The 22,545-nt window shown below is 67.9% G+C and carries 19 protein-coding genes and 1 tRNA gene; 4 read left to right on the top strand and 16 right to left on the bottom strand.

Annotation, left to right across the window (positions count from 1 at the left end; all coding sequences use genetic code 11):
- Positions 1 to 36 precede the first annotated feature (36 nt).
- Both QUV18_RS16500 and QUV18_RS16505 read right to left on the bottom strand, forming a co-directional pair.
- Positions 37 to 708, bottom strand: coding sequence for a 50S ribosomal protein L25/general stress protein Ctc (locus QUV18_RS16500; protein ID WP_300895115.1), 672 nt, complete (start codon positions 706 to 708; stop codon positions 37 to 39).
- A gap of 227 nt (positions 709 to 935) precedes the next feature.
- A complete protein-coding gene (locus tag QUV18_RS16505; protein ID WP_300895116.1) occupies positions 936 to 2,102 on the bottom strand; it encodes an alpha-hydroxy acid oxidase in 1,167 nt (388 codons plus the stop codon).
- A 111-nt stretch (positions 2,103 to 2,213) separates the two neighbouring features.
- Here QUV18_RS16505 and QUV18_RS16510 point away from each other — a divergent pair, with 111 nt between their 5' ends.
- Entirely contained in the window at positions 2,214 to 2,651 is a 438-nt protein-coding gene (locus QUV18_RS16510; RefSeq protein ID WP_300895117.1) for a MaoC family dehydratase, read from the top strand.
- Positions 2,652 to 2,661: 10 nt separating this feature from the next.
- The gene (locus tag QUV18_RS16515; protein WP_300895118.1) at positions 2,662 to 3,435 is read left to right on the top strand and encodes a ZIP family metal transporter; all 774 of its coding nucleotides are present in this window, start codon (positions 2,662 to 2,664) and stop codon (positions 3,433 to 3,435) included.
- 5 nt (positions 3,436 to 3,440) lie between these two features.
- Here QUV18_RS16515 and QUV18_RS16520 read toward each other — a convergent pair whose 3' ends face one another.
- The 3 genes from QUV18_RS16520 to QUV18_RS16530 all read right to left on the bottom strand — a co-directional run bounded on the left by QUV18_RS16520 (position 3,441) and on the right by QUV18_RS16530 (position 5,497).
- A complete protein-coding gene (locus tag QUV18_RS16520) occupies positions 3,441 to 4,244 on the bottom strand; it encodes a hypothetical protein (RefSeq protein WP_300895119.1) in 804 nt (267 codons plus the stop codon).
- On the bottom strand, positions 4,241 to 5,032 hold the full coding sequence (gene trpA, locus QUV18_RS16525) for a tryptophan synthase subunit alpha (protein WP_300895120.1): 792 nt from the start codon (positions 5,030 to 5,032) through the stop codon (positions 4,241 to 4,243). Before trpA ends, QUV18_RS16520 begins: the two co-directional genes overlap by 4 nt.
- A gap of 63 nt (positions 5,033 to 5,095) precedes the next feature.
- Positions 5,096 to 5,497 carry a VOC family protein gene (locus tag QUV18_RS16530; protein ID WP_300895121.1) on the bottom strand — a complete coding sequence of 134 codons (402 nt, stop codon included), beginning with the start codon at positions 5,495 to 5,497 and terminating at the stop codon, positions 5,096 to 5,098.
- 131 nt (positions 5,498 to 5,628) lie between these two features.
- Between QUV18_RS16530 and ychF the strand changes: the two genes are divergently transcribed.
- Positions 5,629 to 6,726: a redox-regulated ATPase YchF gene (gene ychF, locus QUV18_RS16535; protein WP_300895122.1), complete on the top strand. Its 1,098-nt coding sequence runs from the start codon at positions 5,629 to 5,631 to the stop codon at positions 6,724 to 6,726.
- A 234-nt stretch (positions 6,727 to 6,960) separates the two neighbouring features.
- Here the strand turns inward: ychF and cysG are convergent, their stop codons facing one another.
- The 11 genes from cysG to QUV18_RS16590 form a co-directional block, all read right to left on the bottom strand.
- Complete coding sequence (cysG, locus tag QUV18_RS16540; RefSeq protein ID WP_300895123.1) at positions 6,961 to 8,388, bottom strand: siroheme synthase CysG; 1,428 nt, start codon at positions 8,386 to 8,388, stop codon at positions 6,961 to 6,963.
- 13 nt (positions 8,389 to 8,401) lie between these two features.
- A complete protein-coding gene (locus QUV18_RS16545; protein ID WP_300895124.1) occupies positions 8,402 to 9,352 on the bottom strand; it encodes a glycosyl transferase family protein in 951 nt (316 codons plus the stop codon).
- A complete protein-coding gene (locus QUV18_RS16550) occupies positions 9,349 to 11,979 on the bottom strand; it encodes a nitrate reductase (protein ID WP_300895125.1) in 2,631 nt (876 codons plus the stop codon). The genes QUV18_RS16545 and QUV18_RS16550 overlap by 4 nt, the downstream gene beginning before the upstream one ends.
- Positions 11,979 to 12,308, bottom strand: coding sequence for a nitrite reductase small subunit NirD (nirD, locus tag QUV18_RS16555; protein WP_300895126.1), 330 nt, complete (start codon positions 12,306 to 12,308; stop codon positions 11,979 to 11,981). Before nirD ends, QUV18_RS16550 begins: the two co-directional genes overlap by 1 nt.
- Positions 12,305 to 14,743, bottom strand: a complete 2,439-nt coding sequence (nirB, locus tag QUV18_RS16560) for a nitrite reductase large subunit NirB (RefSeq protein WP_300895127.1) — start codon at positions 14,741 to 14,743, stop codon at positions 12,305 to 12,307. Before nirB ends, nirD begins: the two co-directional genes overlap by 4 nt.
- A gap of 13 nt (positions 14,744 to 14,756) precedes the next feature.
- Complete coding sequence (locus QUV18_RS16565) at positions 14,757 to 15,701, bottom strand: GAF domain-containing protein (RefSeq protein ID WP_300895128.1); 945 nt, start codon at positions 15,699 to 15,701, stop codon at positions 14,757 to 14,759.
- A 26-nt stretch (positions 15,702 to 15,727) separates the two neighbouring features.
- A complete protein-coding gene (locus QUV18_RS16570) occupies positions 15,728 to 17,404 on the bottom strand; it encodes an ABC transporter ATP-binding protein (protein WP_300895129.1) in 1,677 nt (558 codons plus the stop codon).
- A gap of 5 nt (positions 17,405 to 17,409) precedes the next feature.
- The gene (locus tag QUV18_RS16575) at positions 17,410 to 18,486 is read right to left on the bottom strand and encodes an ABC transporter permease (RefSeq protein WP_300895130.1); all 1,077 of its coding nucleotides are present in this window, start codon (positions 18,484 to 18,486) and stop codon (positions 17,410 to 17,412) included.
- 76 nt (positions 18,487 to 18,562) lie between these two features.
- Positions 18,563 to 19,930, bottom strand: coding sequence for a CmpA/NrtA family ABC transporter substrate-binding protein (locus QUV18_RS16580; RefSeq protein ID WP_300895131.1), 1,368 nt, complete (start codon positions 19,928 to 19,930; stop codon positions 18,563 to 18,565).
- A gap of 266 nt (positions 19,931 to 20,196) precedes the next feature.
- Positions 20,197 to 21,366 (bottom strand): CmpA/NrtA family ABC transporter substrate-binding protein, encoded by a 1,170-nt coding sequence (locus QUV18_RS16585; protein ID WP_300895132.1) that lies wholly within the window; start codon positions 21,364 to 21,366, stop codon positions 20,197 to 20,199.
- Complete coding sequence (locus QUV18_RS16590; RefSeq protein WP_300895133.1) at positions 21,363 to 21,947, bottom strand: ANTAR domain-containing protein; 585 nt, start codon at positions 21,945 to 21,947, stop codon at positions 21,363 to 21,365. Before QUV18_RS16590 ends, QUV18_RS16585 begins: the two co-directional genes overlap by 4 nt.
- A gap of 297 nt (positions 21,948 to 22,244) precedes the next feature.
- Here QUV18_RS16590 and QUV18_RS16595 point away from each other — a divergent pair.
- A tRNA-Ser gene (locus tag QUV18_RS16595) sits at positions 22,245 to 22,334 on the top strand.
- Positions 22,335 to 22,545 lie beyond the last annotated feature (211 nt).

The following is a 22,545-nucleotide window of genomic DNA, read 5'->3' on the forward strand; positions in this document are numbered from 1 at the left end:
CAGACCCCGCGTTCGAACTCGGTCGGAAGGAGAGGCTTACTCTTCGGTGGCCTCTGCGGCTTCTTCGCCGCCTTCCTCGTCGCCGACGGTCGGCACTTCGTCCGCTTCGGCCTCTTCCTCGTCTTCCTCGGATTGCAGGGCCGACGGGGCGGACACGTTGCAAATCACGAAGTCGCGGTCGATGGTGGGCTTGGTGCCCGCCGGAAGGTCGACCTGGCTGATGGTGACGGTGTCGCCGATATCCAGCGCCGAGAGGTCGACGGTGACCTTCTCGGGGATTTCGCCGGCGGTCACGATCAGCTCGATCTCGCCGCGGATCACGGTGAGCACGCCGCCGCGGCTGATGCCGGGGGCCTCTTCCTCGCCGACGAACTCGACGGGGATGAACAGGTTGATCTTGGTGTTCCGGCGCAGGCGCATCAGGTCGAAATGCGTCGGCAGGTCTTTCACCACGTCGCGCTGCACGTCGCGGCAGATGACGCGGACGTCGTCATGCCCGTCGACCTTGAGGTTGAAGAGGGTCGACTTGAAGCGACCGTCCTTCAGCTTCTTCAGCAGGACGTTGAACGGAATTTTCACGGGAAGCGGATCTACGTCGCCCCCGAAAACGATACCCGGAACCATGTGCTCGCGGCGCACTGCACGAGCGGCGCCCTTGCCTGTCCCCGTGCGTTCCTGGACGTGAAGATCAGGAATTTCTCCAGCCATTTTAAAAAGTCTCCAAAGTTGAGGCGGGGTTCCTCCAAGGCTGTAACCCCGCGTGAAGCCGCGCGTATAGACCGGATGGGCGGCTTTGAAAAGCCTTAAATTGCTTGGGTCAGCCGCAATCGTCGCACGGCTTGGCGGGGGTGGGGATGTGAGTATTTCTGGAAAAGTGAAAGCGGGGGGCGGCGCCCGCATTTCACCTTTCTTCAAATACTCGAATGCCGGCCCCGTCAGCTTTCCCAGCGGCCAGAGAATCCTTCGGGAATCATGAGGATATCGCGGTCGAGCGTCCTGACGTCGCGGCGGCCGCAGAGGGCCATGGAGGTGTCGAGCTCCTTGTGGAGGATTTCGAGCGCCTTCGTGACCCCCTCTTCGCCCATGGCGCCGAGCCCGTAGACGAAGGAGCGGCCGATCATCACGCCCTTCGCGCCCATGGCGAGGGCCTTGAGGATGTCCTGGCCCGAGCGGATGCCGCTGTCGAGATGCACCTCGATCTTGTCGCCCACGGCATCCATGATTGGCGGCAGGGCGCGGATCGAGCTAAGCGCGCCGTCGAGCTGGCGGCCGCCGTGGTTCGACACGACGATGGCGTCGGCGCCCACGTTCACCGCCTCCTGCGCGTCGCGCGGGTCGATGATGCCCTTGATGATCACGGGCCCGTCCCACATCTTGCGGAATTCGCGGATCTTCTCCCAGTCGAGGGAAGGATCGAAGGCTTCGGCGGTCCACTGTGTGAGGGAGGAGGCATCGCTCACGCCGGTGGCGTGGCCGACCACGTTCCGGAATTCGCGCCGCTTGGTGCCCAGCATGCCGAGGCCCCATTGCACCTTGGTGGCCATGTTGGCCATCGACTTGAGCGTCAGCTTGGGCGGGGCCGAGAGGCCGTTCTTGATGTCCTTGTGGCGCTGGCCCATGACCTGCAGATCGACGGTGATGACGAGGGCCGAGCACTTGGCCGCCCTGGCGCGCTCGAAGAGGCGTTTCATGAAGGCCTCGTCGCGCAGGGTGTAGACCTGGAACCAGAAGGGTTTCGAGGTATTCTCGGCCACGTCCTCGATCGAGCAGATCGAGAGGGTCGAGAGGGTGAAGGGCACGCCGAATTTTTCGGCGGCGCGGGCGGCCTTGATCTCGCCATCGGCGCTTTGCATGCCGGTCAGGCCAACGGGCGCCAGCGCCACGGGCATGGAGACGTCCTGCCCGACCATCTGGCTGGCGGTGCTGCGCCCGGCCATGTCGACGGCAACGCGCTGGCGGAGGTATATCTTCTGGAAATCCGTGGTGTTTTCGCGGAAGGTCTGTTCCGTCCAGCTTCCGGTTTCGGCATAGTCGTAGAACATCCGGGGCACGCGGCGTTCGTAGAGGCGCCGGAGGTCTTCGATACAGGTGATGACAGGCATGAGCGCACTCCGGCTTCCATTGGTAAGGTTTCTTAGCCAAATCCGGGGGGCTTGTGCAATGGCAGGACAGGAGGGCGCGCTGTGACAAATACGAGCAGGACAGGGGACGCGATGTTTTTCGACGATTTCCCGGTGGGGTACACCTACGAGACGGCGAGCCGGGAGATGCCGCGCGACGAGATCGTGGATTTCGCCGGCGAGTGGGACCCGCAGGCGTTCCACATCGACGACGAGGCGGGGCGTGCCTCGCCCTATGGCGGGCTGATCGCGAGCGGGTTTCACACGCTGGTGACGGCCTATCGCCTGACGCTTGAAACGGGGATCTGGACCGAGGCCTCGATGGGCTCGCCGGGCATGGAGCACGTGCGCTGGTTGCTGCCCGTGCGGCCCGGCGATACGCTGCGGGTGAAGGCGACGGTGACGGCGAGCCGCGCCTCGGCCTCGCGCCCCGACCGGGGGCGGACGACGATCCTCTACGAGGTTCTCAACCAGAAGGACGAGATCGTGATGAGCTACAGCGCCATCCATATCCTGCGGCGCCGGGCATGAGGGGCGGCGCATGAGCCTGACCCTGATCGGCCTTCTGGCCAGCCTCTGCGCCGGGCTGATGACGGCGGTGGGGGCGATCCCGGTGCTGTTCGGGCGGAGCCTGTCGGCGCGGCTGAGCGATACGCTTTTGGGGTTCGCCGCGGGCGTGATGCTGTCGGCGTCGTATTTCTCGCTGATCCTGCCGGGGATCGAGGCGGGGGAGGGCTTGTATGGCTCGACGGAATGGGCCGCGCTGGTGGCGGGCCTGGGCATCGCGCTGGGCGCGGGGGCGGTGGCGGGGCTGAACGCCTTCGTGCCGCACCGGCATTTCGTGTCGGGGCCGGAAGGGTCGGACCCGAGCGCCTTGCCGAAGATCTGGCTGTTCGTCTTCGCGATCACAATTCACAACTTTCCCGAAGGTCTCGCCGTGGGCGTTGGGTTCGGCGGCGGGAACCTGACCAACGGCATGTCGCTGGCCACCGGCATCGGGTTGCAGAACGCGCCCGAGGGGCTGGCCGTGGCGGTGGCGCTCAGGGGGCAGGGGTACAGCCGGGGCTATGCCTTCATGGTGGCCATGCTGACCGGATTGATCGAGCCGGTGGGCGGGTTGATCGGGGTGAGCGCGGTGCAGGTGTCGCATCACATGCTGCCGCCGGGGCTGACCTTTGCCGCCGGGGCGATGCTGTACATCATCAGCCACGAGATCATTCCGGAGACGCATCGGCGGGGGCACCAGACCTCGGCCACGACGGGGCTTCTGACGGGTCTGATCCTGATGATGCTGCTGGACGTTATTCTCGGGTAGGCGCTTTAGCGGAAGGTAATGCGCGCGCCGGGCAGGTCGATGCCGGTCAGGCGGGTTTCCCACGTGTCGCCGGGCGAGAGCGGGACGGCATCGGTGAGGGTGCCGGTGGTGATGATCTCGCCTGCGGAGAGCGGGGTGGCTTGCGGGTCGGCGGCGAGCGTGTCGAGGAGGTAAGACAGCGCCTGAAGCGGGCCGTCGAGCACGTCGGAGCCGCGGCCTGTGAGGCGTTTGCCGTCAGGGCCGTCGAGGGTGATCGAGAGGTTGGGCAGGGTCGCGGCGCGCTCGGGTGTGAGCGGCAGGCGGGGGCCGGTGAAGAGGGCGCCGTGCAGGCCGAAGCCGGCCTGGCAGTCGGTGACGTCGAATGTCCAGCCCGGGAAGGGGGAGAAGACGATCTCGAACCCGTGGGAGACCCAGTCGATGCAGTGGGCGAGGTCTTCGAGACTCATGCCCGCGGAGGGGGCGGATTTCAGGCCGAGGATGATTTCGGGTTCGAGCCGGGGCTCGGGGAGGTTCGGCAGGGTGACGGGGTCGTCGGAAAGCTCGTGAAGGGTGGTGTTCCAGACCGGGCCCCAGATCGGGCCGGTCACGCCGTAGATCGGCCAGATCGAGCGGTTGGTGAAGCCGATCTTGCGGCCGACCATCCGCTCGCCCCGGGCCGTGCGGGTGGCGGTGATGTGGTGGGCGACGCGGCAGGCGGTGGCGGCGTCGAACCCGTGTATGCGGCCTGACAGCGGGGCGAGCGGGCGGCCGCTGTCATAGGCCTCCAGCAACGCGGCGGCAAGGCCGGGCGCGTCTGGATCCGGTGTCACGCGCTATGGGCCCCGTCGGCGAGGCCGCGCACGAAATCAATCACTTGGGCCGGGGTTTCCCCCTCGGCCAGCTTGGCGACGATGGCCGAGCCCACGACCGCGCCGTCGGCGACGCTGGCGATCTCGCGGCTGGTCTCGGGCGTGCGGATGCCGAAGCCCACGATGACCGGCAGGTCGGTCTTGGCCTTGATGCGCCTGACCTCGGGCCCGACATCGGCGGCCTGCGCCGCGGCTGCGCCGGTGATGCCGGTGATCGAGACGTAATAGACGAAGCCGGAGGTGTTGGTCAGCACCTTGGGCAGGCGCTTGTCATCGGTCGTGGGAGTGGCGAGGCGGATGAAGTTGAGGCCGGCCTGCTGGGCGGGAATGCAGAGCTCCTCGTCCTCCTCTGGCGGCAGGTCGACCACGATCAGCCCGTCGATGCCGGCTTCCTTGGCGTCGGCGAGGAACTTGTCGACGCCGCGGTTATAGATCGGGTTGTAGTAGCCCATCATCACGATCGGGGTGGTATCGTCGGTCTTGCGGAACTCGGTCGCCATGTCGAGCGTGCGTTGCAGGGTCATGCCGCCTTCGAGGGCGCGCTGGCCGGCGAGCTGGATGGTGGGGCCGTCGGCCATCGGGTCGGTGAAGGGCAGGCCCAGTTCGATGATGTCGACGCCGGCGGAGGGCAGGCCCTTCACCACTTCGAGGGAGGTCTCGTAATCGGGGTCGCCGGCCATGACATAGGCCACGAAGGCCTTCTTTCCGGCGGCTTTGAGCTCTGCGAACTTGGCGTCGATACGGGTCATCCGGGCATCCTGCAGTCTGGTTCCCGGTGGTTTCGCGCAAACGGCGCCGGAGTGCAACAAGGATCATGCCTCGGTCATGATCATCCAGTGGGTGCCATACCGGTCGCGCACCATGCCGAAGCCGGGGGAGAAGAATTTCTCGCCATAGGGGTCGATCACCTCGCCGCCATCGGACAGCCGGTCGTAGAGGGCGCGGCCTTCGCCCGCGTCGGAGACAACATGGGAGATGGAGACGGCCTTTTGGGGATCGCCCTCGAACCCCGGGGGGAAATCGCTTGCCATCAGGCGCGTGCCGTCGGGCAGGGCGAGATGCGAATGCATCACCCTGTCGCTGTCGATCTTCCGTGGCGTGTCGGCGGGCAAGTCGGAGTATTTCATAACGGTTAACTCACCGCCGAAAACGTCGGCGTAGAAGGCCATGGCGTCGGCGCAGTGGCCCTGGAAGTGCAGGTAGGGGTAGGGCATCGCGGTTTCCCTCTGGTTAAGGCGCGGAACGCTTCATCGTGCAACGTGGGCAGGCCTTGCGGCAAGCGGCGCCTTGCAACGCGCCCGGTTGCGGCATAGAAGCGCCGCGTTGCCGTAAAGGAGGGCGCGAGATGGGTTTCAAGATGGGTATCGTGGGCTTGCCGAACGTGGGGAAATCCACGCTCTTCAACGCGCTCACCCGCACCGCCGCGGCGCAGGCCGCGAACTTCCCCTTCTGCACGATCGAGCCCAACGTGGGCGAGGTGGCCGTGCCGGATGCGCGGCTGGACAAGTTGGCCGAGATCGGCAAGTCGAAACAGGTGATCCCGACGCGGATGACCTTCGTGGATATCGCGGGCCTGGTGAAGGGCGCTAGCAAGGGCGAGGGGCTGGGCAACCAGTTCCTGGCCAATATTCGCGAGACGGATGCGATTGCCCATGTGCTGCGCTGTTTCGAGGATGGCGACGTGACCCACGTGGAGGGCCGTGTCGACCCGGTGGCGGATGCCGAGGTGATCGAGACCGAGCTGATGCTGGCCGACCTCGAGAGCATCGAGAAGCGGCGCGCGGGGCTGGTGCGCAAGCTGAAGGGCAACGACAAGGAGGCGGTGGTGCAGGACCGGCTTCTGGCGCAGGCGCAGGAGATGCTGGAAGAGGGCCGCCCGGCGCGGCTGGTGCAGGTGGGCGACGAGGACGCCAAGGCGTGGAAGAACCTGCAATTGCTGACCACGAAGCCCATTCTGTATGTCTGCAACGTCGACGAGGCGAGCGCGGCGGAGGGCAACGCCCATTCCGCCGCCGTCGCCGCGATGGCCGCCGAGCAGGGTGCGGCGAGCGTGGTGATCTCGGCCCAGATCGAGGAGGAAATCAGCCAGCTCGACGCCGATGAAGCGGCGATGTTCCTCGAGGAGATGGGGCTGGAGGAGGCCGGGCTCGACCGGCTGATCCGGTCGGGGTACGACCTGTTGCATTTGCAGACGTATTTCACCGTGGGCCCCAAGGAGGCGCGGGCCTGGACCATCCGGCGCGGCACGCTGGCGCCGCAGGCGGCGGGGGTCATTCACGGCGATTTCGAGAAGGGCTTCATCCGGGCCGAGACCATTGCCTACGACGATTTCGTGGCGCTGGGCGGCGAGCAGGGAGCCAAGGACGCCGGCAAGATGCGCTCGGAAGGCAAGGGCTACCTCGTCAAGGATGGCGACGTGCTGCACTTCCTGTTCAACAACTGAGTTCGCGACTGTCCTAACGTTTGGTTGCGCCCTGCGGACGGTGGGGGTTTGCCTGCTTGAGGCGAATCATGCCGTGCGGCCCGGTTAACAAGGGGTTTGGGGCCAGTTTGGCGATGTCGGTATTACGTCGGTATCTTGTCGGTATCGCGTCGGTGCGGGCGGCGGTGGAACCTCGGGTTGATGTGGCGCTCGGTGTGGGGTGGCCCGAGATGTGGTGCCGGGCGCAACAGGGCATCACAGGGCGATTGCCGGTTTTCTCCATGACGCGTCGTGCCCAGCAAGGCCCCGATCGTGGGCCCGGTGGGCGTGCTGCCGCTTCGGCCAGGTCACCAGCAGCACGGCACATCCGGAGACGTCGTTCCCGTGCAGGGTTTCGGCCAGGGCCCCGAGCGTGGTTCCGATATGCCGCTGGCCGGGCTTGGAGACGTCGACCGCGACATCGACCGGGGCGCTGGCCGGCATCCCCTTGGCCATGAGATCGCCGGCAAGGCGCCCGGCATGGCGCACCCCCATGTAGAACGCGGTCGTGGTGCCGGGCCCGGAGTGACGGGTGCTGTCCGGCGCGGGGTCGCTGGCGCAGCCGGTGCCGGTTGCCAGAACGAGCGTGTCGGCGACGTTCCTTTCCGTCAGGCTTTGGCACAGCATGGCGCCCGCGGCCGAGGCCGCGGTCACGCCGGGCACCAGTTCGATCGGAATGCCGGCGGCGCGGGCGGCCTCGATCTCTTCGGTGGCGCGGCCGAAGATGCCCGGGTCCCCGGATTTGAGGCGCACGACGCGTTGCCCCTTGCCCGCCGCGGCCACGATCATGCGGTTGATCCGGTCCTGCGGCCAGGCATGGGCGCCGACATGCTTGCCGACGAAGACCCGTTCCGCGTCGCGGCGGGCCAGTTCGAGCACCTCTTCATCGACGAGGCGGTCGTAGAAGATGACATCGGCCTCCTGCAGCCGTTCCACGGCGCGCAGGGTCAGCAGGTCTCGGGCGCCGGGGCCGGCGCCGACGAGGCTGATCTGGCCGGAGGTTTCCCCGTGCGGCGGTGCGCCGGCCTCGATGGCGGATTTGAGCGCGCGGGCGGCGGCGCGTTCCTGCCCCCGGGTCCAGGCGTCCCTCGGGGCGCCCTTGAAGACCCAGGACCAGAAGGCGCGGCGCCGGGCCCGGGGCACGCGGCGCTCGACCGCCGGGCGCAGGCGCCCGGCCAGCGCGGCCAGTCCGCCGAGGGATTGGGGCAGCATCTGTTCCAGGCGGGTCTTGATGTCGCGGGTGAGAACCGGCGCCGTGCCCTCGCTGCCGATGGCCACGACGATGGGGTCGCGGTCGACGATGGCCGGCGTGGTCATGTCGCAGAGATCGGGCCGGTCGACGACGTTGACCGGGCAGTGCGCGGCCTTGGCCAGCGCGTGGGCCGCGGCATCGAGCGCGGGGCACCCGGTGCCGATGAAGGCCATCGCCGCGCCGGTGAAGCATTGGGCGGAGAGGTCGGGGTGATGCGAGGCCCGCCCGTTGTCCACCAGCGCCTGCAGCTCGTCCTCGAGGGTGGCGGCGACGAGGACCAGGGTGGCGTCGGTCTTGAGCAGGAGGCGGGCTTTCTGCGCGGCCTGTTCGGCCCCGCCGACGATGACGACGCGGCGGCCGGTGGTGCGGATGAACATCGGGAAGGATTTCATCGGGGAACTCCTGTCATGCGGCGCGCCGGGCGGCGCGGGATTGCCAGAGCGTCCGGGCGCGGGCGGCGGCATTGCCGTCGCCCAGCGTGTCGAGGGCCAGTGCCGCCGTTTCGAGGATCACTTCTGTCTCGAAGGCGGCGGTGTGCCGGCCCTGCCAGAGGTCGGTGAGAGAGAGCGCGGCGCTGTCGGACAGCCTGCGGGTTTCGTCGTTCGTGGCGGCAAGCGTGCCGTCCCAGGCGCGCCCGGCCCGCAGGCCGAAGGCCGCGATCTCCTTGGCGGGGTTGCGTTCGAACTCGCCGCCGCCGCCCTTGATGACGCTCAGCGCGTCCCAGCCGAGACGGGCGGCGGCATCGGACTGGAGCAGCCGGTAGGAGGGATGAAAGACGCCCTGCACGCTGGCCGGTGCGCCGGTCGGGTTGAGCATCCGGCAGACGGTGTTGACGCAGGACCGCAGGCCGAGGGCATCGCGCAGGGCGAGCAGGCGGAACAGCTCGGGGTGCAGGTGATCGAGTGGCATGTAAGCGATGCGGTCACGGTCCAGCAGGCGGGCGGCCGCGTCGGGGCGGGTGGCGATGCCGATGCCCGCCTCGGCCAGCCCGTCGCGCAGCTTTCCGTGGGGGCCGTTCCAGCCGTGCAGCAGGACGCGGTGCCCGGCATCGGCCACCAGGCGGGCGGAGAGCAGGAACCACGGCTGCCCGCGCGTGCGCCCGGCGGCGTAGCTGGGCCAGTCGAGGTCGACGGGCGGCAGGGCCGGGGCCGCGGCTGTGGCCGCCTCGGCAAGGCCCGCGATCTCGTCCGCGGTTTCGCCTTTCATCCGCAACAGCATCAGCAGGGCGCCGACGGCCTCGGGCGCGGCCTGGCCGGAGAGCATGAGCCGCATGGCGTCGCGCGCCTCGTCCCGTGTCAGGCTGCGGGACCGTCCGGGCCCGCGCCCGAGGGTGCGCACGTGATCGGACAGGGTCATTCCGCGGCCTCCTTCGAGGTCAGGCTTTGCAGCAGGTCCACGATCTCGGGGCGGCAGGAGCCGCAATTGGTGCCGGCGCCGAGGAGCTCTCCGATGGCGTCGACGGTGAGGGCGCCGCGGGTTTCCGCCGCCTCGATGATGGTGTTCACGCCTACCCCCAGGCAGGCGCAGACCATCGGACCGGGATCGGGCGTGTCCGCGGGCGTGCGGCCGGTCAGGCCTTCGGCGCCGGTGCTGCCCGGCAGGGTGGCGAGGTAATCGCGCATCACGGCGACGGGACGGGGCGCCACGAAGAGGGCCCCGACGACGACGCCCTCTTCCTGCAGGACGACCCGCGCGATGCCGCGCGTGGCGTCGGTGATCGTGGCGGCGGTGGCGTCGGGGGCGGCGAACAGCCTGCGGGCCTCGGCCTCCCAGTCGTCGACCGCGGAGCGCCCGGCCAGTTCGGCGCGGTAGCCGGCCTGCGTGCGGACCCGGGCCCAGTAATCGGAGGCCGGGGCCATTGGCCGGGAGGAGACGGCAAAGCCGTACCACGCGGCCTCGAAGCGGGTCACGGCGACGACCCCGGCCTTGCTTTCCGGTTGCCCGGACACGGGGTCGGTGGCGGCGGCGACAAGCGCGTCGATCCGGGCCGAGGGGGCGGTTTCGCCTGTCCAGTGCATCGGCGCGAAGACCTGTCCGGGCGCGACGGCGTCGGTGATCCGGGCCCGCAGGATGGCCGTGCCCGACGGGCTGGTGACGCGGACGAGGTCGGAGCTGTCGATCTTCAGCTGCGCGGCATCGGCCGGATGGAGTTCGAGGAACGGTTCGGCCAGGTGGGCCGAGAGGCGCGGGCTGAGGGCCGTGCGGGTCATCGTGTGCCATTGGTCGCGCACGCGCCCGGTGTTCAGGCGGAAGGGAAAGCGCGGCTCCGTGCGCGCCGCCGGGGCGCGCCAGTTCACCGGGAGGAGGCGTGCCTTGCCGCCGGGGTGGTAGAAGGATCCGTCGCCGAAGAAGCGCCCGCCCCGGCGCGTGGCGGTGACGGGCCAGCGTTGGGGCGCCATCTGTTCATAGGCGCGGTCGTCGATGTCCGACAGGCCGGAGATGTCGAAATCGCGGCCGAAGCGACTGGCGATGCCGGACAGGGCGGCGTGTTCGCGGAAGATCTCGGCTGGGCTGGCATAGTCGAAGGCGCGGGTGAAGCCCATGTGCTGGCCGACCTGGGCGATGATCTGCCAGTCGGGCCGGGCGTCGCCGGGCGCCGGCAGGACGCGGCGCTGGCGGCTGATGGTGCGGTCCGAGTTGGTGACGGTGCCGTCCTTCTCGGCCCAGGCCGCGGCGGGCAGGAGAACGTCGGCCAGCCGCGCGGTATCGGTCTGGCCGGTGATGTCGCTGACGACGGTGAAGTCGCAACCGGCGATGGCCGCCTGCACGGCGTCGGCCTCGGGCATGGTGACGGCGGGGTTGGTGTGGATGATCCAGAGCGCCTTGATGCGCCCGTCGCCCACGGCGCGGAAGAGGTCGACCGCCTTGAGGCCGGGCGCCTCGGGCATGCGGGGGGCGTTCCAGAAGGCGCGCACGGCGCCGCGATGGTCGGCGTTCTCGATATCGAGGTGGCAGGCCAGCATGTTGGCCAGCCCGCCCACTTCCCGCCCGCCCATGGCGTTGGGCTGGCCAGTGACCGAGAACGGCCCGCGGCCCGGCTTGCCGATCCGTCCGGTGGCGAGGTGGCAATTCAGGATGGCGTTGACCTTGTCCGAGCCGGAGGTCGACTGGTTCACGCCCTGCGAATAGATGGTGACCACGCGTTCATGGCGCATCCAGAGGCGGCAAAAGGCCGTGACCTGGTCTTCGTCGAGCCCGGTGACGGAGAGGTCGGAATTCCGCGCGGCTGCGAGCGTGGCGTCGAAGCCCTCGGTGCGCGCGAGGAATGCCGTGTCGAGCGCGCCGCCTTCGTAGAGTGTCGTGAACAGGCGGTTGAACAAGGCCACATCCGAGCCGGGCTGCAAGGCAAGGTGCATGTCCGCGCCATCGCAGCTGGCGGTGCGGCGCGGGTCGATGACGACGATCTTCGTGCCGCGCGCTTTCCGGGCGGCGAGCAGGCGCTGGTAGAGAACCGGGTGGCACCACGCGAGGTTGGAGCCGACCAGCACCACGAGATCGGCCTCGGCGATATCCTCGTAGGTGCCGGGCACGGTGTCGGTGCCGAAGGCGCGCTTGTGGCCGGCGACCGAGGAGGCCATGCAGAGGCGGGAGTTGGTGTCGATATTGGCCGAGCCGATGAACCCTTTCATCAGCTTGTTGGCGACGTAGTAATCCTCGGTCAGCAACTGGCCGGAGACGTAGAAGGCCACGCTGTCGGGCCCGTGTTTCTCGATGGTGTCGGTGAACCGGTCCGCGACCAGTTGCAGGGCGTCGTCCCAGCCCGCGTCGCGCCCGTCGATGCGCGGGCGGAGCAGGCGGTGGTCGAGCCCCACCGTTTCGGCCAGCGCCGTGCCCTTGGAACAGAGCCGCCCGGCATTGGCCGGGTGGGTGCTGTCGCCTTTCACCTTCAGCCCGCCCGTGCCGTCGCGCTGCAACAGAACGCCGCAGCCGACGCCGCAATAGGGGCAGGTGGAGCGGGTCCAGCCCTGGTCGGCCCCGTCCATCACGCGGCGGTCCGACCGGTCAGGCCGGAGGCGTCGATCAATACGCGCCCCTCCTCGACCCTGAGCGGGTAGGTGGCGATGCTGCCGGCCTCGCCATGTGCCTGGCCGGTTTCGAGGTCGAAGACCCAGTTGTGCAGCGGGCAGGTCACCGACTGGCCATGCACGATGCCGTCGGAGAGCGGCCCGCCCTTGTGCGGGCAGGTGTTGGAGGTGGCGAAGACCTCGTTCTCGGCGGTGCGGAACACGGCGATGCAGCCCTGCGCCGTCTTGAGTTTGCGCGCGCCGCGCAGGGGGATGTCGTCGATGGCGCAGATGTCGGTCCAGCTCATTCCGCGGCCTCCAGTGTCAGGTCGGCCAGCGGCTGGTACCGCTCGGCCTGTTTCGCGTGCTCGGCCCAGGGATCCTTGCGGTAGATCGACTGGCTGAGCTCGAAGGCCTCGACCAGGCGGGCGCGTTCGTCGGCACTGGCCAGGGTTTCCTTCACCCAGTCCAGCCCCACTTTGGCGATCCACTTGTAGGGGCGGTCGAGGTACTTGGCGTTCTCCCGGTAGAGCTGGATGAAGGCGGTGGTCCACTCGATCGCCTCGGCCTCGGTGGCGACGTCGACCAGCCTTTCGGTTTCCTTCACGTCCATGCCGGCCGCGCCCCCGATGCCGACCTGGTAGCCGCTGTCGACGCAGACGATGCCGACATCCTTGCAGGTGGCCTCGGCACAGTTGCGGGGACAGCCGGAGACGGCCAGCTTGACCTTGTGCGGGGTCCATGACCCCCAGAGGATCTGTTCCAGCTTGATGCCGAGGCCGGTGCTGTCCTGCGTGCCGAAGCGGCAATGATCGGTGCCGACGCAGGTCTTCACGGTGCGCAGCCCCTTGGAATAGGCATGGCCCGAGACCAGCCCCGCCTTGCCCAGGTCATCCCAGATGGCGGGGAGATCCTCGCCCCGGACGCCGAGGAGGTCGATCCGCTGGCCGCCGGTGACCTTGACGGTGGGCACGTTGTATTTCTCGGCCGCGTCGGCGATGGCGCGGAGCTCGGCGGCGCTGGTGATGCCGCCCCACATGCGCGGCACGACGCTGAACGTGCCGTCCTTCTGGATGTTGGCATGCTTGCGCTCGTTGACGAAGCGGCTTTGCGGGTCGTCGCGGTATTCGAGCGGCCAGTCGGCGAGCAGGTAGAAATTCACCGCCGGGCGACAGACGTGACAGCCGTTGCGCGTCTTCCAGCCCAGCTCCTGCCAGACGGCCTCCTGGCTTTTCAGCTCGCGGCCCTTGATCAGGCGGCGGACGTCCTCGTGGCTGAGGTCGCAGCAGGCGCAGATGGGTTGCGCGGTCGGCGCCTCGAAATCATCGCCCAGCGTGACCTGGAGCAGCTGTTCCACCAGCCCGGTGCAGGTGCCGCAGGAGGCGCTGGCCTTGGTCTGGGCCCGGACGGCCCCGAGATCGGTCGCGCCACCGGCGATGGCGTCGGTGATGGTGCCCTTGCAGATGCCGTTGCAGCCGCAGATCTCCGCGTCACGCGGCAATGCTGCAACGGCTGAGAGAGGGTCCGCGTCGGGCCCTCCCTGGTAGGCGGGGCCGAAGATCAGCGTCTCGCGCATGGCGGAGATATCCTCGCCCGACTGGATCAGGCCGAAGAACCAGTTGCTGTCGGCGGTGTCGCCGTACATCACCGCGCCGATCAGGCGGTCCGCCTCGATCACCAGGCGCTTGTAGACGCCGCGCGCCGGGTCGCGGTAGACGATATCCTCGCGCCCGTCGCCTTCGGCGAAGTCGCCGGCGCTGAAGAGGTCGCAGCCGGTGACCTTGAGCTTGGTCGACAGCTCCCTGGGTTTGAAGGCGGCCTCGGTGCCGGTCAGCGTCGCGGCGGCGACCTTGGCCTGGTCGTAGAGCGGCGCGACAAGGCCGAAGACGGCGCCATCATGCTCGATGCATTCGCCGACCGACAGGATGTGCTCATCCGAGGTGATCATCTGGTCGTCGACATGGATGCCGCGGCCCACGGCCAGCCCCGCCTCGGCGGCGAGCGCGGTATTGGGGCGGATGCCCACGGCCATGACCAGCAGGTCGCAGGGAAGCTCGGTGCCGTCCTCGAGCACCAGCGCCTTTACCTTGCCGTTCTCGCCGAGGATTTCCTTGGAGTTGGCCGAAACCCGCACGTCGATGCCGCGGCCTTCGAGATCCTTGCGCAGCAGGTATCCCGCGGCCTCGTCAAGCTGACGGTCCATCAGGTGCCCCATCAGGTGCACCACGGTCACCTCCATCCCCCGAAGGCGGAGGCCGGCCGCGGCTTCCAGGCCCAGAAGGCCACCGCCGATCACCACGGCGCGCGCGCCGGGCGTCGCGGCGGCGTCGATCATGCGGTTGGTGTCCTCGAGGTCGCGATAGGCGATGACGCCGTCGAGGTCGTGGCCGGGCAGCGGGATCATGAACGGGTTCGATCCGGTCGCGATGAGCAGCTTGTCATAGGCCACCGTGCCGGTCTCGCCCGTCACGGTTCTTGCCGCGCGGTCGACCGCCAGCACCCTTTCGCCGAAGCGGCAGGTCACGCGATGATCGGCGTACCAGTCATCGTCATGGATGACGATTTCCCCGTAGGATTTCTCGCCCGACAGGACGGGCGACAGCATGATGCGGTTGTAGTTGCCACGCGGCTCGGCGTTGAACAGGGTCACGTCCCAGCCGTCGGGATCGGCGTCGAAGAGGTGTTCCAGCGCACGGCCCGAGGCCATTCCTGCGCCGATCACCACGAGTTTCTTGCGTGTCATGGCTTCGTTCCTCTCAATTGTACCAGGCGACGATGTGGGTGAGCGTCTCGCCGCGGTAGACCGGCAGGCCGACGAAACTGGTGTAATCCGCCGGGAGGCCGGAGCCGCCCTGCGCCGCCACGGGCAGGCCGGAGCCAAGCACCTGGCCCACCATGCCCTTCCAGGCGACGGCTGTGGGTGCCTCGCCCCGTGTGCCGTCGCCGTCGTCGCGCCAGAGCGGACCTTCGCGTTCGCAGATGCCGTCAGACAGGATCGCGCGGCCATCGCGGGCGGCGCGGGCGTCCCAGATCTCGAAGCGGCGGGCGATGGGCGTGCCACGGGCCGACAGGAGCGTCAGCACGTAGGGCTGCAACGTCGGGGTCGAGACGGGAAGGCCGAGCCCGGTGGTCAGCCCGGCCTTGCCCGCGGCGGAGGCGCGGATGAACCTGTAGCCCGAGCCGAGGTCGCGCATCAGGATCGGGGCCTGCGCGGCCCAGACGCCGCCGGGCAGGCCCTGGCCCTTGGGGAAATGGGTGTGTTGGGAGACGAAGGCGAACTCCTCGGCGGCGCCGTAGTAGCCGTCATCCAGCATCAGCATGCCGCTGCGGTCCTCGGTCCAGACCTCGATGGCGCCGATGCGGGTGTCATCGTCGCCGCAGAGCACGACCAGCACGGCCCTCAGCGTGGCCCCGGCGAAGACCGGCACGGCGACCGCGCTGGTCAGGCCGGCCTCTTTCGCGGCCTCGATGCGCCGGAAATACGAGCCGTCGAAGCCCTTGAGGACGACCGGCCGCGCCTCGTCCCATGCCTTGCCGGGGAGGCCCTCGCCCTTGGCGAAACTGGTCTTGCGAGAGGTTTCCTCGAACGCGGCAAGACCGTTGTAGTTGCCGTCCGCGAGGACGAGACGGTCGTTCTCGGGCACCCAGACCTCGCAGACCTGGATGAAGGTGTCGGACGTGGTTTCGGGGATAGCGTCCATGGCAGGGCTCTCCTTGACGGGCGCGGTCATGCCGCCGCCTTGCGCGATGCGCTGGGCCCGGGTTTCGCGCCGTGCTCGTATTCCTCGAGGAAATCGAGCACCTGCTGGCGATAGCGGTAGTAATCGGGATGCGCGAGCAGGGCCTTGCGGGTGCGCGGGCGGGGCAGATCGACCTTGGTGATGCGGCCGATCGTGGCCTGCGGGCCGTTGGTCATCATCACCACGCGGTCGGCCAGCAGGATCGCCTCGTCCACGTCATGGGTGACGCAGATGGCCGTGACCTTGGTGCGTGACCACACTTCCATCAGCACTTCCTGCAACTCCCAGCGGGTCAGGCTGTCGAGCATGCCGAACGGTTCGTCGAGCAGCAGGAGCTTGGGCGACAGGGCGAAGGCGCGGGCGATGCCGACGCGCTGTTGCATGCCGTTGGACATGTCGCTGGCGGTTTTGTCCATCGCGTCGGCCAGCCCGACCCGTTCGAGGTAGTATTCCACGACATCCTGCCGCTCGGACTGGCTGGCGCGGGGGTAGACCTTGTCGACGCCGATGGCGCAGTTCTCGCGCGCCGTCAGCCAGGGGAAGAGGTTGGGCGACTGGAAGACCACCGCCCTTTCCGGGTCGGCGCCTTCGACGTGGCGCCCGTCGAGCTTGATCGCGCCTTTCGAGATCCCGTTGAGCCCTGCCGCCATGGTCAGCACCGTGGATTTCCCGCAGCCCGAGTGACCGATCAGCGAAATGAACTCCCCCCGGTCGATCTTGAGGTCGAAATCCTCGACCACCGTCAGCGGGCCCTTGGGCGTGGGGTAGACCTTGTGCAGTTCGCTGAAGTCGAGGAAGCGTTCATCGACCAGCCCCTGCTGCGCCTTCTTGACCGCGCTTGGCAGGCCGTGGATCGGTGTCACGTCGGGCAGGCGGCGGGTGCCTTCGACCTTGGCTTCGATGCCGACCTCCATCAGGTAGCTGGTCACGTCGGCGCGCAGGCGCCTGAAGGTGTCGTCGGTGTTCATCTCCATCCGGTCGCGGGGGCGCGGGATGTCGACGGTGAACGCCTCGCCCAGCGTGCCATCGGGGTTGAGCGCGATGATCCGGTCGGCGAGGATGATCGCCTCGTCCACGTCGTTGGTGATCAGCACGCAGGTCTTGCGGTCGGCCTGCCAGATGCGCTCGATCTCGTCGGCGAGGTTGGCGCGGGTCAGCGCATCGAGCGCGGAGAGCGGCTCGTCCAGCAGCAGCATCTCGGGGTTCATGGCCAGGGCGCGAGCCACGTTGACCCGCTGCCGCATCCCGCCCGACAGTTCCGCCGGGCGGCGTGTCGCGGCGTGGCCAAGGCCGACCATGTCGACGTAATGGGCCACCTTCGCGGCCTTTTCGGCGCGGGAGAGGTGGGGGAACACCGTGTCCACCGCCAGTTTCACGTTCCCGTTCACCGTCAGCCACGGCAGGAGTGAATAGCTCTGGAAGATGACGCCCCGCTCGGGCCCCGGCCCGGTGACGGGGGCGCCCTTGAAGGTGACGCTGCCTTTCGTGGGCATTTCCAGCCCGGCGATCAGGTTGATGAGTGTCGTCTTGCCGGTGCCGGAAAAGCCCAGCAGCACGAGGAATTCGCCTTCCTGCACCTCGAGGTCGATGTTCTTCAGGACGTGGGTGGCATGCAGGCCGGTGCCGTAGCTCTGGCTGACATTGTCGAGTTTGAGAATGCTCATTGCGATCACCGGTTGTTCGTGAAGGTGAAGAGGGATTGCAGCGCGAACATCACCCGGTCGAGCAGGAAGCCGATGATGCCGATGGTCAGCACCGCGACCATGATCCGGGCGAGGCTTGAGGAGGACCCGTTCTGGAACTCGTCCCAGACGAATTTCCCGAGGCCCGGGTTCTGGGCCAGCATCTCGGCGGCGATGAGGACCATCCAGCCGACGCCGAGCGACAGGCGCAGACCGGTGAAGATCAGCGGCAGCGCGGAGGGCAGGACCAGCTTGGTGATCTTGGTCCAGGTGTTCATCTTGAGCACCTTCGAGACGTTCACCAGGTCCTTGTCGATCGAGGCGACGCCGAGCGCGGTGTTGATCAGGGTGGGCCAGAGCGAGCAAAGCGTGACGGTGACGGCGGAGATGATGAAGCTCTTGGGAAAGAGCCCGTCCTCTGTCGCGGCCAGCGCCGAGACGATCATGGTGACGATCGGCAGCCATGCCAGCGGCGAGACCGGCTTGAAGATCTGGATCAGCGGGTTGAGGCCGGCATTGGCGGTGGGCGAGAGCCCCGCGAGGATGCCAAGGGGGACGGCGACCAGCGTGGCGAGAAGGAAGCCGAAGAACACCGTCTGGATCGAGGTCCAGATCTGCTGGTAGTAGCTGGGGGCGCCGGTATAGGCGCGCTCCTTGGGCTCGCGTCCGTTGGCGATCAGCCGTTCGTTGAGCTGGTCGACCTTGGCCTGGAACTCGGCGCGCTTGGCGGCCTTGGCCTGTGCGTCCTCGTGCAGGTTGATGGCCTCTTCCCAGACCTGCCCCGGGCCGGGCACCGCCCCGAGCGAGGTTTCGACCTTGGGCGCCAGCAGCGCCCACAGCAGCAGGAAGGCGGCGATGGCCAGAAGCGGCACGGCCAGCAGGCGCCAGATTTCCCTGACCTGGGCCCTGGGATTGTCGCCCGCGGCGGCCCTGAGCAGCGGTGTTGCCCAGCTCAGCCCCAGGACCTGGAACCACTTGTCGGCGGCGTTGATGCGGGTGAAGAGCCGCGCGCGCCGCGCCTCGCGATCGGCGGTCTCGGTGAAATTCGGGTCGACGGTTGTCATCTGAAAGCTTCCTTGGTGTCCGGGTGGCGATGGTGCCACGCCGGCCCCGCGGGGGGGCGGCGTGGCACGGCGGGCGTCAGCCCTCGACGTCGGTGCCGACGACGACCTGCTCGCCCTTGAGGCCGATGGGCAGGCTGTCGAGGTAGGCGTTGGGTGTGCGGCCGTCATAGGCGATGCCGTCGATGATATCCCCGGCCGGGGTCGGCGCCTTGTAGCCGTCGCTGTCCCAGGGGAAATCCTCTTCGTCGGCCAGCCCCTCGTCGACCAGCATCCGGGCCGCTTCGAGATAGATCTCGGGCTTGTAGACCGAGCGCGCGACCTCGTCGTACCAGCTGTCGGGCCGGGGCTCGGAGATCTGGCCCCAGCGGCGCATCTGGGTCAGGTACCAGACGGCATCCGAGTAGAACGGGTAGGTCGCGTTGTAGCGGAAGAAGACGTTGAAATCGGGAATGTCGCGCTTGTCGCCCTTCTCGAACTCGAAGAAGCCGGTCATCGAGTTGGCGATCACCTCGGCATCCGCGCCCACGTATTCCGGGCGGCTGAGGATCTCGACCGCCTCGGGGCGGTTGGCGTTGTCGTTGGCATCCAGCCACATGGCCGCGCGGATCAGCGCCTTGGTGACCGCCAAGGTGGTGTTCGGGTTTTCCTCGGCGAATTCGGCCGTGATGCCGAAGACCTTCTCGGGGTTGTTCTTCCAGAGCTGGTAGTCGGTGATGACCGGCACGCCGATGCCCTTGAACACCGCCTGCTGGTTCCACGGCTCGCCCACGCAGTAGCCGTAGATCGTGCCGGCCTCGAGCGTGGCGGGCATCTGCGGCGGCGGGGTCACCGAGAGCAGCACGTCGGCGTTGATCTGGCCCGAGATGTTCTCGGGGCTGTAATAACCCGGGTGCAGGCCGCCGGCGGCGAGCCAGTAGCGCAGCTCGTAATTGTGGGTCGAGACCGGGAAGACCATGCCCATGTTGAAGGGTTTGCCCTGCGCCTTGTAATCCTCGACCACCGGTTTGAGCGCCTCGGCCGAGATCGGGTGCTGCGGGCGGCCGTCGTCGAGCTTGGGGATATGCGGGAGCATCTGTTCCCAGATCTCGTTCGAGACGGTGATGCCGTTGCCGTTGAGGTCCATCGAGAAGGGCGTGATGATATGCGCCTCGGTGCCGAAGCCGATGGTGGCGGCGAGCGGCTGACCGGCGAGCATGTGCGCCCCGTCGAGCTGCCCGTCGATCACGCCGTCGAGCAGCACCTTCCAGTTGGCCTGTGCCTCGAGCGTGACGAAGAGGCCTTCGTCGAGGAAGTATCCCTGTTCATAGGCAACGGCGAGGGGGGCCATGTCCGTCAGCTTGATGAAGCCGAACGTCAGTTCGTCCTTTTCCAGGTCCAGCATCTCGGCCGGGGCCGGGCTGGAGAACGCGGTGGCGGCGGCAAGTCCGATAAGAAGTCTTTTCATCATTCGTCCTGTCGATGCGCCCGGGATGGCGTGAGGAGAAACCGGGCTGGAAACGCAAAAAAGGCCGTTCACCATCCCCCGACGCGTGTCGGTGGAGAGCGAGCGGCCTTGCTCAGACTGTCCCTGTCATTGGGAAGAATTCGGTTCGATCCACCCCGTTGCGGATCGACGCCTCCCTTCTGACGCGTCTGTGGTCACGTGGCCAGAAATTTCCGGGCGGACCGGCCGGAAAAGCCGGATCGCCTGGCCCGGCGCCTAAAAAGTGATCAGCCCGGATCGTCCGGGTCGAAAACCGCGCCATCAAAAAAACGATCCGGCAGCAGGTTCAGCTCCCCTCGGGAGGAGGCCACCGCCGTGGGATGGAGAATCGCCCCCTCCAGTTTTGCCGAGGCGCCGGGCAGGTCCGCATCGGTCTGCGCCATGTGCTGGCGGTAGAGATCCGACCGGAAGACCGCGGCGGCGGCGTCGGTGTCTGCTGCCATGCCATGCGCGGCGGCGAGGCGATGGGCCAGCCATTTCGACTGGCTGCGCCAGGGGAAGGTGGCGGCGGAGCCCTGGAAGCGGAGGAAGCCGTCGCAATCGCGCTGCTCGCCCTTCCGTGACAGGATCATCCGGCCCGACAGCGCCCGGTCGATCAGTTCGAGCGGCAGGTCGAGATATTCCTCGCGGGAGAGGATCTGGGCCGCGGTGATCCGGCTGTCGGGCTTGGCCAGCCAGCGGCTGGCCTGCCACACCGCCCGGATCAGCCGGCCCAGCAGGTCCGGTTCGGTCTCGGCCCAGTCGGTGCGCGTGGCCAGCACTTTTTCCGGGGCCCCCTGCCAGATCGCGCGTCCGGGCAGCAGCAGCGCGCCGACGCCACGGTCTACCGCGACCGAGCCCCAGGGCTCGCCGACACAGAAGGCATCGATATCGCCGGCCTCGAGCGCGTCGGCCATGAGCGGGGGCGGCACGGTGCGGATCTCGATACTGTCGAGGCCCAGTTCGGTACGCTCAGCCCAGTAGCGCAGGAGCTCCACGTGCATGGAGAACGGGAAGGGTACGCCGAACACCAGTTTGCCGGTGCTCGCCCGTTTCAGGGCGGTGGCCGCGGCGGCGGCATCCTCGAAATCGAACCCGTATTCCGCGGCGCGCAGCCTGTCCTCGAGCGGTCGCCCGACACCGATGACGTTGCCGTTGACCGAAAGAACGCAGACCGCGGCGAGCGAGGTGCCCATGCCGCCCAGCCCCATCTTCATGGCGACGGGCACCGGGGACAGCATGTGCGCCGCATCGACCCGGCCGAAGCCCAGCATGTCGCGCAGCGACGACCACGACGGGGCGGGAACCAGTTCCAGTCCGATGGCCTCGGCCTCGGCGAAGCCGAGTTCGTGGGCGACGATCAAGGGGGCTGCATCGACCAGCGGCATGTAGGCAACTGGAATGGTGACACGCCTCATCCCAGCAACCCTGCCGCCGTGACGAGCGCCTCGGCCACGTCGGCCACCTTGCGCCCCTGGTCCATGGCCGTCTTGCGGAGGAGGGCATAGGCGGCGTCCTCGTCGAGCCCCTTGGCCTTCATCAGCAGACCCTTGGCGCGGTCGATCACCTTGCGTTCTTCCAGTGCGCGGCGGGTTTCTGCCAGTTCGTTGCGCATCTGGCGGACCATGCTGAACCGCGCGATGGCGGTGTCCATCACCGGCTTGACCCGCTCGGGCGCCAGGCCGTCGACGACATAGGCCGAGACGCCGGCCTCTATCGCCTCCCGCGCCAGCCCGCCGGCCGCGCCCGAGACGAACATGGCGACAGGCCGGTCCAGCGGGCCGGAGGCCAGCGTCAGTTCCTCCATCGTGTCGCGGGTCGGGTTGTCGATATCGATCAGGACGATATCCGGGGCATGCTCGGCGATCTTGCGGGCAAGGCTTGTGTAATTGCCGATCACGTAGACGTCGCAATCGCCGGTCTTCTTGAGCGCGTCGACGATCCCGGTGGCCCGGTCCCGATCCTCTTCCACAACGACGACTGTCAGCCGGTTTTGCATGGGACCTTACTGCAGTTCGGCGGGGCGGCACTCAATAGGCGCGGTTTCCTTATCCGTCGACCGGGATCGTTTTGCCGCGGCGCCGTGGTGCTTGCGTCCATTTTTTAGGCAGTCGCGGGGGCGCCGGACGGGGCGGGACAGGGCACTTTCGATCGGGGGGCGAGGGGCGCGGGACGGCCACGAATTTCGATCGCGCCACGCGCCAGCACCGGCGGGTTCCGCCTGCCGCGGGGGATTGCCCAAGTTTTTGAAGTTTCGCCTTGTAATGCGGGGGATTGCCCAGCTATACGCGTCGGCGGAGACGTGGCCGAGTGGTCGAAGGCGCTCCCCTGCTAAGGGAGTAGACGGGAAACCGTCTCGAGGGTTCGAATCCCTTCGTCTCCGCCACCCACCCATTATCAGACATTGCGCCCCGCGACGCCGAGCGCCGGCCGCAGGGGTGGTGGTCCCTTCGCTGGTCGGGGGGAGATACGCCGGTGCCCCCGTCATGTTAGATTGCCTTTCGCCGGATAACGCGAGATGGTGCCGCAAATCGCGCCATGATCTTCGAGGCCGGGGCGGCCCGTGTTGCACGGGTCCTTCAGATTGAAGAGGGCGC

It is taken from the genome of Roseovarius sp. (assembly GCF_030373445.1).
GTDB lineage: Bacteria > Pseudomonadota > Alphaproteobacteria > Rhodobacterales > Rhodobacteraceae > Roseovarius.

Bases quoted from the DNA above. Each gene is read 5' to 3' on its own strand.
- QUV18_RS16500 (WP_300895115.1), bottom strand. From the start codon at position 708: ATGGCTGGAGAAATTCCTGATCTTCACGTCCAGGAACGCACGGGGACA.
- QUV18_RS16505 (WP_300895116.1), bottom strand. From the start codon at position 2,102: ATGCCTGTCATCACCTGTATCGAAGACCTCCGGCGCCTCTACGAACGC.
- QUV18_RS16510 (WP_300895117.1), top strand. From the start codon at position 2,214: ATGTTTTTCGACGATTTCCCGGTGGGGTACACCTACGAGACGGCGAGC.
- QUV18_RS16515 (WP_300895118.1), top strand. From the start codon at position 2,662: ATGAGCCTGACCCTGATCGGCCTTCTGGCCAGCCTCTGCGCCGGGCTG.
- trpA (WP_300895120.1), bottom strand. From the start codon at position 5,032: ATGACCCGTATCGACGCCAAGTTCGCAGAGCTCAAAGCCGCCGGAAAG.
- QUV18_RS16530 (WP_300895121.1), bottom strand. From the start codon at position 5,497: ATGCCCTACCCCTACCTGCACTTCCAGGGCCACTGCGCCGACGCCATG.
- ychF (WP_300895122.1), top strand. From the start codon at position 5,629: ATGGGTTTCAAGATGGGTATCGTGGGCTTGCCGAACGTGGGGAAATCC.
- cysG (WP_300895123.1), bottom strand. From the start codon at position 8,388: ATGAAATCCTTCCCGATGTTCATCCGCACCACCGGCCGCCGCGTCGTC.
- QUV18_RS16545 (WP_300895124.1), bottom strand. From the start codon at position 9,352: ATGACCCTGTCCGATCACGTGCGCACCCTCGGGCGCGGGCCCGGACGG.
- QUV18_RS16550 (WP_300895125.1), bottom strand. From the start codon at position 11,979: ATGGACGGGGCCGACCAGGGCTGGACCCGCTCCACCTGCCCCTATTGC.
- nirD (WP_300895126.1), bottom strand. From the start codon at position 12,308: ATGAGCTGGACCGACATCTGCGCCATCGACGACATCCCCCTGCGCGGC.
- nirB (WP_300895127.1), bottom strand. From the start codon at position 14,743: ATGACACGCAAGAAACTCGTGGTGATCGGCGCAGGAATGGCCTCGGGC.
- QUV18_RS16565 (WP_300895128.1), bottom strand. From the start codon at position 15,701: ATGGACGCTATCCCCGAAACCACGTCCGACACCTTCATCCAGGTCTGC.
- QUV18_RS16570 (WP_300895129.1), bottom strand. From the start codon at position 17,404: ATGAGCATTCTCAAACTCGACAATGTCAGCCAGAGCTACGGCACCGGC.
- QUV18_RS16575 (WP_300895130.1), bottom strand. From the start codon at position 18,486: ATGACAACCGTCGACCCGAATTTCACCGAGACCGCCGATCGCGAGGCG.
- QUV18_RS16580 (WP_300895131.1), bottom strand. From the start codon at position 19,930: ATGAAAAGACTTCTTATCGGACTTGCCGCCGCCACCGCGTTCTCCAGC.
- QUV18_RS16585 (WP_300895132.1), bottom strand. From the start codon at position 21,366: ATGAGGCGTGTCACCATTCCAGTTGCCTACATGCCGCTGGTCGATGCA.
- QUV18_RS16590 (WP_300895133.1), bottom strand. From the start codon at position 21,947: ATGCAAAACCGGCTGACAGTCGTCGTTGTGGAAGAGGATCGGGACCGG.